Here is a 15,296-nt window from a genome sequence, read left to right as displayed (position 1 = left end):
GTTTCAAGAGGGATGGAATGGGGTCACCCCAGGCCCGCCAGGGCCGTGGGGAAGCTTCGGCGGACCCGGAGCAGCGCGGTGGGACCGACCGCGGCTCCACGCCCCAGCGCGCCCAGGGCAGCGGCCGGCCCCCGGCCGACCAGGGCTCCGAGGGGGGCACCCAGAGCGCTACGAAGACCAGCGCGCCCAGCGGGGGCGGCGGCGCTGCCGAGTCCGGCACGCCGACGGCACCCAGCGGGCCCGGCGCCCGGATGGCCCTCAAGAACTGGCGCATCAGCACCAGGCTGGTCTCCCTGCTGGCGCTCCCCGTGGTCGCCGCGACCACGCTGGGGGCGCTGCGCATTGACACCTCGCTGGACAACATCCAGCAGCTCGACCAGATGAAGCTGCTCACCGACATGACGCAGCAGGCCACCCAGCTGTCGAACGCGCTCCAGGCGGAGCGGGACAAGTCGGCGGGGCCGCTGGCGAGCAAGGGCAACGAGAAGGACGACGGTGTCGTCTCGACGCGCGAGGACACCAACCGCGCCATCGCGGCCTTCCGCAAGGCCACCGACAACGTCGAGCCCGGCGACCAGTCGATGGCCGGTGTGCAGTCCACGCTGGTCAACATCGACCGCCAGCTGGGCAAGATCAACGATATCCGTGACACGGCGTACGACAACAGCCAGTACTACTCGCTGACGGTCCAGGACTACAACGAGCTGATCAACTCGCTGCTGTCGCTGTCGCAGGACATGGCCCAGGCGACCAGCAACCGCGCGATGATCAACAACACCCGCGCGCTCGCCACCTTCTCCTCGGCCAAGGAGTACGCCTCCATCCAGCGCGCGCTCATCAGCGCCGCCCTCGCCGACCCCAAGGGCGCCGAGTTCTCCGCCAACGACAGCCGGTTCGCCAGGACCGCGGTCGACAAGGAGAACGAGGCCCTGGGCAGCTTCAAGCAGATCCGCCAGGGCAACTCCGAAGACCTGCTGGAGCCGCTGGACAGCCGCCCGGACATCAAGGCGGCGACGATGTACGCCGACCGGGCGGTGCGCGACCCGGACGGCCTCAAGGCCGAGAAGCGCACCTATCTGGACTGGTACGACCAGGACAGTATCAAGATCGACGAGATGGGCAAGATCGAGCAGACGCTGCTCAGCGAGATGACCCAGAAGTCTCGTGAGCTGCGCGATTCCGCCCAGCAGGACGCGATCCTCAACGGTGCGCTGATCCTGCTCGTCCTCGGTGTCTCGCTCGTCGGCGCGTTCGTGGTGGCCCGCTCCATGGTGCGCTCGCTGCGCCGCCTCCAGGACACCGCGCAGGACGTCGCCGAGAAGCGGCTGCCCGAGCTGGTCAAGCAGCTGTCCGAGTCCGACCCGCAGGACGTGGACACCTCCGTCGAGTCCGTCGGTGTGCACAGCCGGGACGAGATCGGCCGGGTGGCCGCGGCCTTCGACGACGTGCACCGCGAGGCGGTCCGGCTGGCCGCCGAACAGGCGCTGCTGCGGGGCAACGTCAACGCGATGTTCACCAACCTCTCGCGCCGCAGCCAGGGCCTCATCCAGCGTCAGCTCTCGCTCATCTCCGAGCTGGAGAGCCGCGAGGCCGACCCGGACCAGCTGTCCTCGCTGTTCAAGCTCGACCACCTCGCGACCCGCATGCGCCGTAACGGTGAGAACCTGCTGGTCCTCGCGGGCGAGGAGCCCGGCCGCCGCTGGACCCGGCCGGTCCCGCTGGTGGACGTGCTCCGCGCGGCCGCCTCCGAGGTGGAGCAGTACGAGCGCATCGAACTCAGCTCGGTCCCGGCGACCGAGGTCGCGGGCCGGGTCGTCAACGACCTCGTGCACCTGCTCGCCGAGCTGCTGGAGAACGCCACCTCCTTCTCCTCGCCGCAGACCAAGGTCAAGGTCACCGGTCACGCGCTGCCCGACGGGCGGGTGCTGGTCGAGATCCACGACACCGGTATCGGGCTCTCGCCCGAGGACCTGGCCGCGATCAACGAGCGGCTGGCCTCGCCGCCCACGGTCGACGTGTCGGTGTCCCGGCGCATGGGCCTGTTCGTGGTCGGCCGGCTGTCGCTGCGGCACGGCATCCGCATCCAGCTCCGGCCGTCCGACTCGGGCGGTACGACGGCGCTCGTCATGCTGCCGGTGGACGTCGCCCAGGGCGGCCGCAAGCCTGCCCCGCAGGGGCCCGGCAGCCAGGGCGGTCCCGGTTCCGGCGGGCAGGGCAACGGCTCGGCGGGACTGCTCGGTTCGCCGCCCTCGCGGCGGCAGGTCCCCGGCTCGGGTCCGCGCACCGCGCTGCCTGGCAACGGCGGCGGCCTGCCGACCCGGCCGGCGGGCGCCGGTGCGGGTCCCGCGGGCGGTGGCGCCCCCTCCGGCCCGAACCTCTTCGAGGCGCCCGGCCGGTCGGCCACCCCGCCGCGGAACGAACCGCCACGGAACGAGCCGCCGCGCAACGACCCCCCGGCCGGGCCCGGCAGCGGTGCCGGTGCCCCCTCCGGCCGTCCCCCGCTGCCCACGCGCGGCGACCAGGGGCCGACGGTCGCCCCGCCGACCGGTGCGCCCAGCCGTGCCGACGCCGGTGACCAGGGCAACCGTCCGCAGCTGCCCTCGCGCGACCCGGCACGTGAGCTTCCCGGGCCGCAGGCGCCCGGCACCAGCTGGGGCGCGAGCCCCCAGGACGACTGGACCGCCGGACGGCGGGACGCGGGCGACCAGCCGCGCGGGCACGAGGAGCCCGAGACCTCGGGCCAGTTCGCCCGCCCGGACCTCGGCCCCGGGGGCGGGCGCCGCGACCCGTTCGGCAACCGCGGCCCCGGCGACACCGGCGAGCTGCCCCAGCTGAGCGACGGCCCCAACCTGTTCGAGCCGCGCCGCGGCCCGGGCGACACGGGCGAGTTCCCGCGTCCGGACTTCGGCCGCGGTCCCGGTGACACGGGCGAGTTCCAGCGCCCCGACGTCGGCCGCGGTCCGGGTGACACCGGAGAGTTCCAGCGCCCCGACTACGGGCGTGGCCCCGGCGACACCAGCGAGTTCCAGCGCCCGGACTACGGCCGTGGTCCCGGTGACACCGGCGAGTTCGCCGTACCCGGCCAGGAGGGCCGCGGCCCGGGCGACACCGCGCAGTTCCAGCGCCCCGACTACGGGCGCGGCCCCGGCGACACCAGCGAGTTCGCCCGGCCGGAGCTGGGCCAGGGGCACGGCGACACCGGTGAGTTCCCGCAGGTGCGGGACGACCGGGGCGGCCGCCAGCCGGACGACGCCCTGCCGCCCGCCGGTCCCGGCGACGGCCGGACGCCGATATTCGACACCATCGAATCCTCCTGGCTCCACCAGCAGCCCGAGGCCCCGAGCGGCCAGGGCGACGGCGGCCGGTACACCGCCGAGCCGCCCGCCCGGGCTCCGGAGCCGCCCGCGCCCGGGCAGCACGCCTCGGCCGTTCCGCCCGCCCGGGGCCGTGAGCCGCAGCAGCCGTCCTGGAACACCGGTGAGTACGACACCGGCGAGTACCAGGGCATCGGGGCGAACGGAACCGGCGGCGACACCAACGGAGCCCCGCGCAACGGCGGCACCAACGGCGCCGGTTTCCAGGGGCTGGGCGGTTCGGGAGAGTCGGCGTGGCAGTCCTCGTCCGCCAACGACGAGCGCTGGCGCCGCGCCGGGCAGATCCGCGAGCCCGCCGCCGGTGGTATCACGGCGTCCGGCTTGCCACGGCGCGTACCCCGCGCGAATCTCGTGGAGGGCGCCGCACAGTCTTCGGAGCAACCCGAGCAGGTGGGGCCCCAGGTGTCCCGCTCGCCCGACGATGTGCGCGGGAGGCTTACCAACCTCCGCCGGGGGATTCAGCAGGGCCGTCGGGCCGGAACCGGTCTCGAAGGCAACCATGATCGCGGCGTAGGCCCGACTTACCAGCAGGAGCGTTAGTTGAGCCCGATGAGCCAGGCGGCGCAGAATCTGAACTGGTTGATCACCAACTTCGTGGACAACACCCCCGGGGTGTCCCACACCGTGGTGGTCTCCGCCGACGGACTCCTTCTGGCGATGTCCGAAGGCTTCCCCCGTGACCGAGCCGATCAACTGGCGGCGGTCGCCTCCGGCCTGACCTCGCTCACCACCGGGGCCTCGCGCATCTTCGAAGGTGGCACGGTCAACCAGACCGTCGTCGAAATGGAACGAGGGTTCCTCTTCATCATGTCCATCTCCGACGGCTCCTCCCTCGCCGTACTCGCCCACCCGGAGTGCGACATCGGCCTCGTCGGCTACGAGATGGCCCTGCTCGTCGATCGCGCGGGCAACGTCCTCACCCCCGACCTGCGCGCCGAATTGCAAGGCAGCTTGTTGAACTGACCCACCCACCGACCGCCCGCCCGGCCGTACGGCCGGGCGCCCCCCACCGGCACCGACCGACGGCACACGTCGTCACCTTGTTGTCCGACCGGAGGACTCATGACCCCGCCCCCTGCCTCGACCGGCCCGTACGGCGGCCATCACCACACGCCGTACGGGGGTGAAGGCGACCAGCCATTGGTGCGTCCCTACGCCATGACCGGAGGCCGGACCCGGCCGCGCTATCAGCTCGCCATCGAGGCACTGGTCAGTACCACTGCCGACCCCGCGCATCTGGCGGGGCTGCTTCCCGAGCATCAGCGCATCTGTCATCTCTGCGGGGAGGTCAAGTCGGTCGCGGAGGTGTCGGCGCTGCTGAACATACCCCTCGGGGTGGCGCGGATCCTGGTGGCCGACCTGGCGGAAGCCGGCATGGTGGCCATTCACCAGCCGGGGGGCAGCTCGGAGACGGGCGGTACGCCGGATGTGACACTGCTCGAAAGGGTGCTCAGTGGACTTCGCAAGCTCTAGTGGCGGCGCCCCGCCGGCCCGCGCGACCACCTCGGCGAAGATCGTGGTGGCGGGCGGCTTCGGCGTGGGCAAGACCACGTTCGTCGGCGCGGTCTCGGAGATCGACCCGCTGCGTACCGAAGCCGTCATGACCTCCGCCTCGGCGGGGATCGACGACCTGAGCCATGTGCAGGACAAGACCACGACGACCGTGGCGATGGACTTCGGCCGCATCACGCTGGACGACGATCTGATCCTGTACCTGTTCGGCACGCCCGGACAGGACCGGTTCTGGTTCATGTGGGACGACCTGGTACGCGGCGCCATCGGCGCCATCGTCCTCGTCGACACCCGCCGCCTCGCCGACTGCTTCCCCGCCGTCGACTACTTCGAGAACTCCGGCCTCCCCTTCGTCATCGCCCTCAACGGCTTCGACGGACACCAGCCCTACAACCCGGAGGAAGTTCGCGAGGCCCTGCAGATCGGCCCCGACACTCCGATCATCACCACGGACGCCCGCCACCGCAGCGAGACCAAGAGCGCGCTTATCACCTTGGTCGAGCACGCGTTGATGGCCCGGCTCAAGTAGGGGCGGATCGCCGGAGGTTGTCCGGCGGCAAGGTACGAGCGGGCTGTGTCCAACGACACGGCCCGCTCGTGCCTTCATAACGTTTCGACAGAGAAAAACGCGGCCTGTCACCACGGAGTGCGAGTGATCGACTCCGTTGCGCACTCAATTAGTTCGAGATTTGACATGGCTCACCCGTAACGCCCGTTTTATCTCTGGTCTAGACAACAGACTGATCGGTTTGCACAGTGTTTGGAAAGCACCTGCGGGGCGTGCTGGAATTCGCTGAACTGGGCAGTAAGGGCTCAACTGGGAACGGCACGAGATCGGTGCCGACGCCGAGAGGTTGTTGGTCGAGTGAGGCGAAGCACGCCGGACCCCGCGCAAGAAGCGCGAGGGAACTTCACCCCGCCGCCGCGTACACGCACAGCGGCTCCGTCCGCAGATGCGTCGGATCCGCCCGCCCCCACCGGTGGCCGGATCACCCCGCGGAACTGGGGGGTGCGCACGCGGCTGTACGCCATTCTGCTGATCCCCGTGCTGGTGGCGCTGGTCTTCGGCGGCTTCCAGGTGTCGGCGTCGGTCGCCACCTGGAACGAGGCGCAGGACGCGGAGCGCACCGCCAAGCTGGTCCGGGCCGCCGAGACCTACGCCCACGCCCTGGTCGACGAGCGCGACCGGACCGCGGGACCGCTGCTGACCGGCACCAACGCCGACCTGGTGCGCAAGGTGCGCGCGACGACCGACGCGGCGGCGAACGAGTTCGACAACGCGGCCGCCGACATGCCGCAGACGGCGACCCTCAAACGCCGTCTCAAGGCGTTCAAGTCGGCCGAACCCCAGCTGGCGGCGCTGCGGCGGAACGCCTACACCGACCGGCTGGGCGCGGTGAAGACCGAAGAGGGCTACGTCGGCGTCGAGCACTCGCTGATCGAGTTCGCCAACGAACTGGGCCTGGGCACCGGCAACATCACCTCCTACGGCCGCACCGTCTACGCGGTCTCGCTGGCCAAGGGCGCCGAGTCGCTGCAGCGCTCCATCGGCACGCATCTGCTGGTCAAGCCCGGTCCGTCGGCGACCGACCGCAAGACCCAGCTGACCGCTTTCGGCAGCTATGTCTACCTGGAGGGCATCGCCCTCGGGGAGTTCAACGCCGCCGGTACCCCGGAGGACGTGACCCGGCTCGAGGACACCCTCACCGCGGCCAAGAAGCGGGCGGAGGACCAGAGCGCCGCGGCCAAGCAGAAGGCCGAGGCGGCGGGGAAGACGTACGCCGAACCGCCCTCCATGGACCGGATGGTCCAGGCCATTGCCGGTGGATCGGACCCCAAGGACCTGGCGGACCAGGGCATCACCCCGGACGCCTGGTTCGCCGCGTCCACGGTCAAGTTCGACGCCTACCGCGACGCGGAGCAGAACCTCGTCGACAAGGCCGTGAACGAGGCATCGCAAATATCCGCGAACGCAAAGCAGGACACGATCGTGAACGCCGCGATCGTGCTCGTCGCGCTGCTCGTGGCGTTCATCGTGGCCGGCCGGATGGCCCGCTCGATGAGCCACAGCATGCTCCAGCTGCGCAACGCCGCCTTCGACGTCGCCGAGCAGCGGCTGCCCATGGTGGTCGACCAACTCTCCCGTACCGACCCGGGCCGGGTGAACACCCGGGTGACCCCGATTCCGATCAACACCCGGGACGAACTGGGCGAGGTCGCCCGCGCCTTCGACCAGGTGCACCGCGAGGCGATCCGGCTCGCGGCCGAGCAGGCGATGCTGCGGGGCAACGTCAACGCGATCTTCACGAACCTTTCCAGTCGCAATCAGGGCCTGATCGAGCGACAGCTCACCCTGATCTCCGAGCTGGAGAGCCGGGAGGCCGATCCGGACCAGCTGGAGCACCTCTTCCGGCTGGACCACCTGGCCACCCGTATGCGGCGCAACGGCGAGAACCTGCTGATCCTCGCGGGCGAGGAGCCGGGCCGCCGCTGGAACCAGCCGGTGCCGCTGATCGACGTGCTGCGCGCCGCCTCCTCCGAGGTGGAGTCGTACGAGCGGATCGAGCTGGCCGGGATCTCCGAGAGCGAGATCCACGGCACCACGGTGACCGACCTCGTCCATCTGCTGGCCGAGCTGCTGGAGAACGCCACCACCTTCTCCTCGCCGCACACCAAGGTGCGGGTCACCGCGACCCGGCTGCCGGACGGCCGGGTGGTGGTCGAGATCCACGACAAGGGCATCGGCCTGACTGCCGAGGACTTCGCCGACATCAACCACAAGCTGGCCAAGCCGCCGACCGTGGACGCCGCGGTCTCCCAGCGCATGGGCCTGTTCGTGGTCGGCCGGCTCGCCGACCGGCACGGCATCCGGGTGCAGCTGCGCCCGGCCGGGGAGCAGGCGGGCACCACCTCGCTGGTGATGCTGCCCGAGGCGATCACCCACGGCGGTGGCGGCGAGGAGCTGTCTCAGGACGACTTCACGGTCTCCCGGATCGCCCCGGAGCCGGAGCCGCAGCCGCAGCCCATGTACACCGCCGAGGACGCCGCCCTGTCCTCGCGTACGGCCGCCGAGCTGGGCTTCGACGACTCGTCGTACGCCCAGGAGCAGCTGCAGCGGCAGTACGGCGGGCTGCAGGCCATGCAGCACGAGCAGGAGCCGCGGCACGACCCGGCCCGGCCGGATCTGCTGGCCCAGCCCGGCCCGGCACCGGTCACGCCCGGGTACCAGGATTCCGCCTTTTCTGAACCGGAAGCGGACTTCAGCACCCGGACAGAGCCGGAACATCAGCCGTACGTTGGCTATAACTCACCCTCCCAGCAGGGAGAGTGGGGCGATTCCGGATCTTTTGAAAACCCCTTCGCTTCGCAGTTCGGGACGCAAACGGAATCGGGACCCGGCGGTCCCGAAGTTTCCCGGGACCGCGTAGAGTTCCACCGTCCGGGCCCCTCTCCGAGTGGCGTCCACTCCATGACCGACGCAGGGCTTCCGCGTCGCGACAAGCAGTGGGAGCCGTCCGACGAGACAGGGGCACAGGCGGCAGTCGGGGAGCCGGCGGCGGCTGCGGCGCCGGAACGGCCGCGGCAGACCCCGCAGGTGGACGGCGGCCAGTGGCAGTCGGAGAACGACCAGCGCTGGCACCGCGCCGAACAGCTCCGCGAGCCGAAGGCCGGCGGGGTCACCTCCTCCGGTCTGCCCCGGAGGGTGCCCAAGGCCAACCTGGTCGAGGGCGCCGCGGAGCCCACCGGACAGGGCGGCTCCCAGGTCTCCCGGGCCCCGGAGGACATCCGCGGCAGGCTCAGCAACCTGCGCCGCGGCGTCCAGCGGGGACGCGACGCGGGAGCCGGGATCACCCCGCGTGACCAGCATGACCAACAGGGCTTCGGCCCCGGCAGCACCTACGATCAGGAGCGTTAGTGTGAGCCCGATGAGCCAGGCGGCGCAGAACCTGAACTGGTTGATCACCAACTTCGTGGACAACACCCCCGGGGTGTCCCACACCGTGGTGGTCTCCGCCGACGGACTCCTTCTGGCGATGTCCGAAGGCTTCCCCCGTGACCGAGCCGATCAACTGGCGGCGGTCGCCTCCGGCCTGACCTCGCTCACCGCCGGAGCCTCCCGCATCTTCGAAGGCGGCGCGGTCAACCAGACCGTCGTCGAAATGGAACGAGGGTTCCTCTTCATCATGTCCATCTCCGACGGCTCCTCCCTCGCCGTACTCGCCCACCCGGAGTGCGACATCGGCCTCGTCGGCTACGAGATGGCCCTGCTCGTCGATCGCGCGGGCAACGTCCTCACCCCCGACCTGCGCGCCGAATTGCAAGGCAGTCTTCTCAACTAGCAAACATGGAGTGCGTTTCGCGCCACCGCGCCATAGGGTGCGGTGGCGCGACCGGCCGACAGGCACGTTGGAGTTGGAGGAGGAAACGTGGCAACGCCCCCTAGCGGATATCCGTACGGCCATGGGCAGCCGTCCGAACCGCGCGGAGAAGCCCCGATGAAGCGCTTCAACTTCCCCTCCGCGCCGAGCCACCAGGCCCGCTCCCCGTACCCGGGCGAGCCGTCCCGGGAGTACCCGGGCGAGCAGCCTCAGGAGCCGATGCCCCCGCAGCCCTGGATCCAGCAGGGCCAGCAGGACCTCTACGCGCCGTCCTACGCGCCTCCCGAGAGTCCGATGTACGAACCACCGCAGCCTCCCCGCATCCAGCCCGTACAGCCGCCTCAGCGCCTCGCACCGGAACCTTCCCCCACGGGGGGCGCGCATAACCCCCTGGTGCGGCCGTACGCCATGACCGGGGGCCGGACCCGGCCCCGGTACCAGCTCGCCATCGAGGCACTGGTACACACCACGGCCGATCCCAGCCAGCTCCAAGGCCAATTGCCCGAGCATCAGCGGATCTGCCAACTGTGCCGCGAGATCAAGTCGGTCGCCGAGATCTCCGCACTGCTCACCATCCCCCTCGGCGTCGCCCGGATCCTCGTAGCCGACCTGGCCGAGGCCGGGCTCGTCGCCATTCACCAGCCCGGCGGCGACGAGTCCGCCGGCGGCCAGCCTGACGTGACACTGCTCGAAAGGGTGCTCAGTGGACTTCGCAAGCTCTAGCGGTGCAGCCCGCTCCACCACCTCCGCGAAGATCGTGGTGGCGGGCGGCTTCGGCGTGGGCAAGACCACGTTCGTCGGCGCGGTCTCGGAGATCAACCCGCTGCGTACCGAAGCCGTGATGACCTCCGCCTCGGCGGGGATCGACGATCTCACCCACGCGCCGGACAAGACCACCACCACGGTGGCCATGGACTTCGGCCGCATCACGCTCGACCAGGACCTGATCCTGTACCTGTTCGGCACGCCCGGACAGGACCGGTTCTGGTTCATGTGGGACGACCTGGTACGCGGCGCCATCGGCGCCGTCGTCCTGGTCGACACCCGCCGCCTCGCCGACTGCTTCCCCGCCGTCGACTACTTCGAGAACTCCGGCCTCCCCTTCGTCATCGCCCTCAACGGCTTCGACGGACACCAGCCCTACAATCCCGAAGAGGTCCGCGAGGCCCTGCAGATCGGCCCGGACGCGCCGATCATCATCACCGACGCGCGCCACCGCAGCGAGGCCAAGAGCGCGCTGATCACACTGGTCGAGCACGCGCTGATGGCCCGGCTGCGTTAGCCGCGTCCGGTTCCGGCGGGCCCCGGCCCGCCGGAACCGACCGGGACCGCCGGTATCGGACACGAGAAATCCCCCGCCTCCGATGGAAGACGGGGGATTTCTCGTGTCCGCGTGTCGTGCGCCGGGCGTCAGCCCTGCCAGCTGTGCGGGGCGCTGAACGCCGGGCGGCGCTCCAGGCGGCGCCAGCGGGCGGCGCTGCGGCGCGGGCGGCCCGCGGCGTCGTCGCGGGGGTGACCGGCGGTGGCGGCCGCGCGGGCGAGCAGCACGGCGGTGACCGCGGCCAGCTCCTCGGCGTCGGCGTGGCCCTTCTCGACCCGGACCAGGGTGGCCGTCGCGGCGGCGGTATCGGCGATGTCGCTGGGCGTGCTCACGGTGTCTTCGTCTCCCTCGTGGGCGTTACTGCGGCGGGTTGCCGTGCTTGCGGGACGGCAGGTCGGCGTGCTTGTCGCGCAGCATCGCCAGGGACCGGATCAGGACCTCACGGGTTTCGGACGGGTCGATGACGTCGTCCACCAGGCCCCGCTCGGCCGCGTAGTAGGGGTGCATCAGCTCGGACTTGTACTCCTTGACCATGCGCGCGCGCATGGCCTCGGGGTCGTCGGCGTCGGCGATCTGACGGCGGAAGATCACGTTGGCGGCGCCCTCGGCGCCCATCACCGCGATCTCGTTGGTCGGCCAGGCGTAGGTCAGGTCGGCGCCGATGGACTGGGAGTCCATGACGATGTACGCGCCGCCGTACGCCTTGCGCAGGATGACCGAGATCCGCGGCACGGTCGCGTTGCAGTACGCGTACAGCATCTTGGCGCCGTGCCGGATGATCCCGCCGTGCTCCTGGTCGACGCCGGGCAGGAAGCCGGGCACGTCGAGGAAGGTGATCAGCGGGATGTTGAACGCGTCGCACATCTGGATGAAGCGCGCGGACTTCTCCGACGCCTCGATGTCCAGCACCCCGGCCAGCGACTGCGGCTGGTTGGCGATGATGCCCACCACCTGGCCGTCGAGCCGGGTCAGCGCGCAGATGATGTTGGTCGCCCAGCGCTCGTGGACCTCCAGGTACTCGCCGTCGTCGACGATCTCCTCGATGACCTTGCGCATGTCGTACGGGCGGTTGCCGTCCGCCGGGACGAGGTCGAGCAGCGACTCGCCGCGCCGGTCGGCAGGGTCGTCGGCGTCGGCGGTCGGCGGGTTCTCCCGGTTGTTCTGCGGCAGCAGCGAGAGGAGGTAGCGCACCTCCTCCAGGCAGGTCTCCTCGTCGTCGTACGCGAAGTGGCACACGCCCGAGGTCTCGGCGTGCACGTCCGCGCCGCCCAGACCGTTCTGGGAGACCTTCTCGCCGGTCACCGCCTGGACCACGTCGGGTCCGGTGATGAACATCTGCGACGTCTCGCGGACCATGAACACGAAGTCCGTGAGCGCCGGGGAGTACGCGGCGCCACCGGCGCACGGGCCGAGCATCACGCTGATCTGCGGGATGACGCCGGACGCCTTGGTGTTGCGCTGGAAGATGCCGCCGTAGCCCGCGAGCGCCGAGACGCCCTCCTGGATGCGGGCCCCGGCGCCGTCGTTGAGGGACACCAGCGGCGCCCCGGCCGAGATGGCCATGTCCATGATTTTGTGGATCTTGGTGGCGTGGGCCTCGCCCAGCGCCCCGCCGAAGATCCGGAAGTCGTGTGCGTAGACGAACACCGTCCGTCCGTGGACGGTCCCCCAGCCGGTGACGACCCCGTCGGTGTAGGGCTTCTTCGCCTCGAGCCCGAATCCGGTCGCGCGGTGCCGCCGCAGCGACTCCACCTCGTTGAAGGACCCCTCGTCCAGCAGGAGATCGATCCGCTCGCGAGCCGTCAGCTTGCCCTTGGCCTTCTGGGCCTCGGTCGCCCGCTCGCTCGGGCCGCGCCGAGCCTGCTCGCGGATCGCGTGCAGCTCGGCGACGCGCCCGCGGACGTCACTCGCCTCTTCGGGCGCACCTTCGAGATTGGTCATGGAACGACGGTACGTTCCCCGACCCCCGGAAACGCATGTCAATTCCATACAACGTCGGGCCCGTTTTCGTGGGCAGGCGGAACAGAACTGGACAGCGGATTTCCCCTTACCCGCCACCCCTAAGGGGGAGGAGCGCTGTCGGCACCCCACAATCTTGCGGGCGACGCACCGTAACCGGTGGGCTTAACCACCCGGATGGTCGGCGGCCACCAGGGGCACACCCCTAGTTACAGCGCGATCTCGCAGCGGTGCGTGGCGCAGGCCGTGCCGGGGGTGACGCGCAGCCGCAGCGCGCCGCCGGTGGCCAGCACCTCGACCGTGGCGTCGTGGGCCGTCACGGCGCGCACCGGATGCGCCCAGCGGAGGTCGAACGGCTCACCGGTACGGGGCGGCTCGGCGACCGTCAGGTGGGCGGTGTGCCGCCCGGTGCGGCGCAGGAGCACGCTCGCCGGGGCGCCCGCGGTGAGTGCGCCGGCCGTGCCCGGGGCCCAGAAGTTCGCCGCCGTGACGCCGAGCGACGGGATGACGATCGCCTGCCGCGCGGCGGAGTTGGCGAGCACGGTCAGCCAGCGGCGGTCGGCGGCGCGGGCGGCGAGGGCTGCCGGGCCCGCGCCCGGCATCAGGAGGTAGGCGTAACTCCCGCCGTCGGGGTCGGTGCCGTGGTCGTTCCAGAGGGTGAGGTAGCGGCGGGTGACCGGGGCCGGGGAGCCGCCGGTGTTGATGTCCCGCCAGGAGCCGGTGCGGGCCTCCCGCCGGGTGCGCAAGGTGGCGCCGCCGGGGAAGACGTAGCCGCCGTGCCCGGCGAGATGCGCCCAGCGCGCCCGGCGGAAGGTGCGGGTCCGGTCCGGTGCGGCGGGCTGGGGGTGCCCGTCGACCGTGAGGGCGGCGGTGCCGTCGGCGCCGAGGTCGCGGTTGTCGACGACGGTGACGACCGGGGCGCCGTCGCGGGCGGTGATGTCCGCGCCGAGGCAGACGACCGCGTCGGCCACGCAGAACCAGGACTTCTTGGCGCGCAGGGTGGAGCCGAGTCCGCGCAGGTCCTGGCCGATGGCGGCGAACTCGCCGTCGGTGGTGCCGCCGACCCATGCCGCGGCGGGTTTGGGTTCGCCCCAGCCGCCGCCCTCGTTGTCGGCGAGCGGCCGTGCGGAGGCGGTGGTTCCGGGCAGCCGGTAGGGGTCGACGGTGGGCCAGAAGGCGTCCGTGTACTGGTTCGCGGTGTCACCGCCCGCCCACCAGGAGAGCATTCCGGCGCCGGTGTGCCAGCCGCGCGGGTGCTCGCCGTTGCCGTTCTCGTAGTACGCGATCCGGTTCGAGGCCATGGCCAGGGTGGCGGTCCAGCCGGGGCGCCGGTGCACGGCCCGGTCCATGGCCGGGAACAGCCGGTGCCCCACGGGCTCGGGCAGCGCCGGTCCCGGCTCCTTCGCCACGGCCGCCAGCCGTGCCAGGTCCGCGACGCCGAACTGCGGGTCGGTCAGCACGGGGTGGCCGGTGTCGCGGGCGATCCACCCCCGGACCATGCCGTTCCACCGCTCCCGCGCGGCGTCGTCCGCGCCCGTGCCGAGCAGGGCGATGGCGGCGAGCAGCAGATGGCCGCGCTGATGGTCGCTCTGGGTGATCCCGCGCGGATCGTTCACCTGGACGCCGCGGCTGACGGCCCGGCCGGAGACGCAGTCCATCATCAGCCCGTCGTGCAGCAGGGGTGCGTACGCGTGCTCCACGCTGTCCAGGATGATCTGCCGGTTGGGGTCGGTGACCTCCCACTCCGACCCGGCCAGCAGGGTGAAGAGGCGGCCGAGGCCGTCGAGCAGGACGTAGCCGTAGGTGCCGGAGTAGGCGACCCAGGTGTGCTGGATGAACGATCCGTCGGCGTAGAGCCCGTCACCCTTCGTCACATACGGGAAGACGGGCGAGAGCGCGTCCCGGGCGAGCGCGACCTTGGCGGGCGCCGCGCCGAGGATGCCGCGCAGGGCCACCACCCGGCACAGGTCGACGCGGTTGGCGCCGGTGCTGGTGCCGGTGTAGTCGCCGAGCATGGTGTCGGGTACGAAGTGGTCCACGGCCGCCAGACAGCGTGCCCGCCGCTCGTCGCCGAGCCGGTCGTACAGGATCGCGAGGGTGTCCAGGAGCAGCCGGGGGCTGCCGATCTGCCACTCCCACCAGTTGCCGTAGCGGGTGGTGGCGGGGTGGTAGACGGTGGCGTCGAGGTGGTCGATGCCGCGCGCGATGTCGTCGGCGAGACCGGGGGCGCCGGTGAGGCCGGTGCCGGGCTGGGCGTACGCCTGGGCCATGGTGTTGAGCCGGGCGTAGCTCTGGGTGATGCCCGCGGGCGGGTCGAAGGGCTGGTCGGGCCAGAGCGAGGCGGCGGCGGGCGCCATGCTCGTCCGGAACCGGGTGGCCAGGCGGCCGGTCTCGGCCAGGCGGCCCGCGTACGGCTCGGCGGCGGGGTCGTAGCCGGTGCCGAGCGCGAGGTCGGTCCAGCGGCGGCGCAGCGCGGCGAAGTCTGGCCCCGTCGCGTACGCGGGTACGGCGAGCGCGGGGCATAACGCCCCGGCGGCGGCCACGGCCAGAAACCCCCGCCGGGACCAGAAGCCGAACGGGCGCGCTGGCATGGGACCTCCTGAGGTGGCCGAACCTCCGCGGTGAACCCGGGCAGCGGGATGATGCCCGGCTTCGGCCCCATCCATACGACGGCGTCGGTCCGTCCCCGTGCCCCGGTGCGCCGCGGCCCCGGCAGAACCTCCCCGAAAGGCTCTGCCGGGGCCGCGGACT

The 15,296-nt window shown here is 71.4% G+C and carries 11 protein-coding genes; 8 read left to right on the top strand and 3 right to left on the bottom strand.

Annotated features, from left to right (window positions below; all coding sequences use genetic code 11):
- The first annotated feature begins 17 nt into the window (after positions 1 to 17).
- The 8 genes from ACZ59A_RS13395 (at position 18) to ACZ59A_RS13360 (ending at position 10,547) form a co-directional block, all read left to right on the top strand.
- Positions 18 to 3,914: a sensor histidine kinase gene (locus ACZ59A_RS13395; protein WP_470957464.1), complete on the top strand. Its 3,897-nt coding sequence runs from the start codon at positions 18 to 20 to the stop codon at positions 3,912 to 3,914.
- Between the two features lie 9 nt (positions 3,915 to 3,923).
- On the top strand, positions 3,924 to 4,337 hold the full coding sequence (locus ACZ59A_RS13390; protein WP_009714791.1) for a roadblock/LC7 domain-containing protein: 414 nt from the start codon (positions 3,924 to 3,926) through the stop codon (positions 4,335 to 4,337).
- 99 nt (positions 4,338 to 4,436) lie between these two features.
- Complete coding sequence (locus ACZ59A_RS13385; RefSeq protein WP_055547352.1) at positions 4,437 to 4,847, top strand: DUF742 domain-containing protein; 411 nt, start codon at positions 4,437 to 4,439, stop codon at positions 4,845 to 4,847.
- Positions 4,828 to 5,415: a GTP-binding protein gene (locus ACZ59A_RS13380; protein WP_470957461.1), complete on the top strand. Its 588-nt coding sequence runs from the start codon at positions 4,828 to 4,830 to the stop codon at positions 5,413 to 5,415. The genes ACZ59A_RS13385 and ACZ59A_RS13380 overlap by 20 nt, the downstream gene beginning before the upstream one ends.
- A gap of 336 nt (positions 5,416 to 5,751) precedes the next feature.
- Positions 5,752 to 8,802 (top strand): sensor histidine kinase, encoded by a 3,051-nt coding sequence (locus tag ACZ59A_RS13375; RefSeq protein ID WP_470957458.1) that lies wholly within the window; start codon positions 5,752 to 5,754, stop codon positions 8,800 to 8,802.
- A 10-nt stretch (positions 8,803 to 8,812) separates the two neighbouring features.
- Complete coding sequence (locus tag ACZ59A_RS13370; RefSeq protein WP_009714795.1) at positions 8,813 to 9,226, top strand: roadblock/LC7 domain-containing protein; 414 nt, start codon at positions 8,813 to 8,815, stop codon at positions 9,224 to 9,226.
- 87 nt (positions 9,227 to 9,313) lie between these two features.
- A complete protein-coding gene (locus tag ACZ59A_RS13365; RefSeq protein WP_470957456.1) occupies positions 9,314 to 9,988 on the top strand; it encodes a DUF742 domain-containing protein in 675 nt (224 codons plus the stop codon).
- The gene (locus tag ACZ59A_RS13360; RefSeq protein ID WP_468042224.1) at positions 9,969 to 10,547 is read left to right on the top strand and encodes a GTP-binding protein; all 579 of its coding nucleotides are present in this window, start codon (positions 9,969 to 9,971) and stop codon (positions 10,545 to 10,547) included. The genes ACZ59A_RS13365 and ACZ59A_RS13360 overlap by 20 nt, the downstream gene beginning before the upstream one ends.
- 128 nt (positions 10,548 to 10,675) lie before the next feature.
- On the opposite strand, the gene ACZ59A_RS13355 is transcribed toward ACZ59A_RS13360, so the two are convergent.
- The 3 genes from ACZ59A_RS13355 to ACZ59A_RS13345 form a co-directional block, all read right to left on the bottom strand.
- Positions 10,676 to 10,918 carry an acyl-CoA carboxylase subunit epsilon gene (locus ACZ59A_RS13355; RefSeq protein WP_470957453.1) on the bottom strand — a complete coding sequence of 81 codons (243 nt, stop codon included), beginning with the start codon at positions 10,916 to 10,918 and terminating at the stop codon, positions 10,676 to 10,678.
- 25 nt (positions 10,919 to 10,943) lie between these two features.
- Positions 10,944 to 12,527, bottom strand: a complete 1,584-nt coding sequence (locus ACZ59A_RS13350; RefSeq protein ID WP_470957450.1) for an acyl-CoA carboxylase subunit beta — start codon at positions 12,525 to 12,527, stop codon at positions 10,944 to 10,946.
- Positions 12,528 to 12,754: 227 nt separating this feature from the next.
- Positions 12,755 to 15,136 (bottom strand): polysaccharide lyase 8 family protein, encoded by a 2,382-nt coding sequence (locus ACZ59A_RS13345; RefSeq protein ID WP_470957447.1) that lies wholly within the window; start codon positions 15,134 to 15,136, stop codon positions 12,755 to 12,757.
- Positions 15,137 to 15,296: the final 160 nt, after the last annotated feature.

This window comes from Streptomyces sp. NPDC040405 (genome assembly GCF_055595765.1).
Note: the sequence above shows the minus strand (reverse complement) of the source record. Positions and strands in the feature narration are given on the sequence as shown.

What these genes read in the sequence shown, in the direction of transcription:
- ACZ59A_RS13395 (WP_470957464.1), top strand. Translation starts at nt 18, where the DNA reads ATGGGGTCACCCCAGGCCCGCCAGGGCCGTGGGGAAGCTTCGGCGGAC.
- ACZ59A_RS13390 (WP_009714791.1), top strand. Translation starts at nt 3,924, where the DNA reads ATGAGCCAGGCGGCGCAGAATCTGAACTGGTTGATCACCAACTTCGTG.
- ACZ59A_RS13385 (WP_055547352.1), top strand. Translation starts at nt 4,437, where the DNA reads ATGACCCCGCCCCCTGCCTCGACCGGCCCGTACGGCGGCCATCACCAC.
- ACZ59A_RS13370 (WP_009714795.1), top strand. Translation starts at nt 8,813, where the DNA reads ATGAGCCAGGCGGCGCAGAACCTGAACTGGTTGATCACCAACTTCGTG.
- ACZ59A_RS13350 (WP_470957450.1), bottom strand. Translation starts at nt 12,527, where the DNA reads ATGACCAATCTCGAAGGTGCGCCCGAAGAGGCGAGTGACGTCCGCGGG.
- ACZ59A_RS13345 (WP_470957447.1), bottom strand. Translation starts at nt 15,136, where the DNA reads ATGCCAGCGCGCCCGTTCGGCTTCTGGTCCCGGCGGGGGTTTCTGGCC.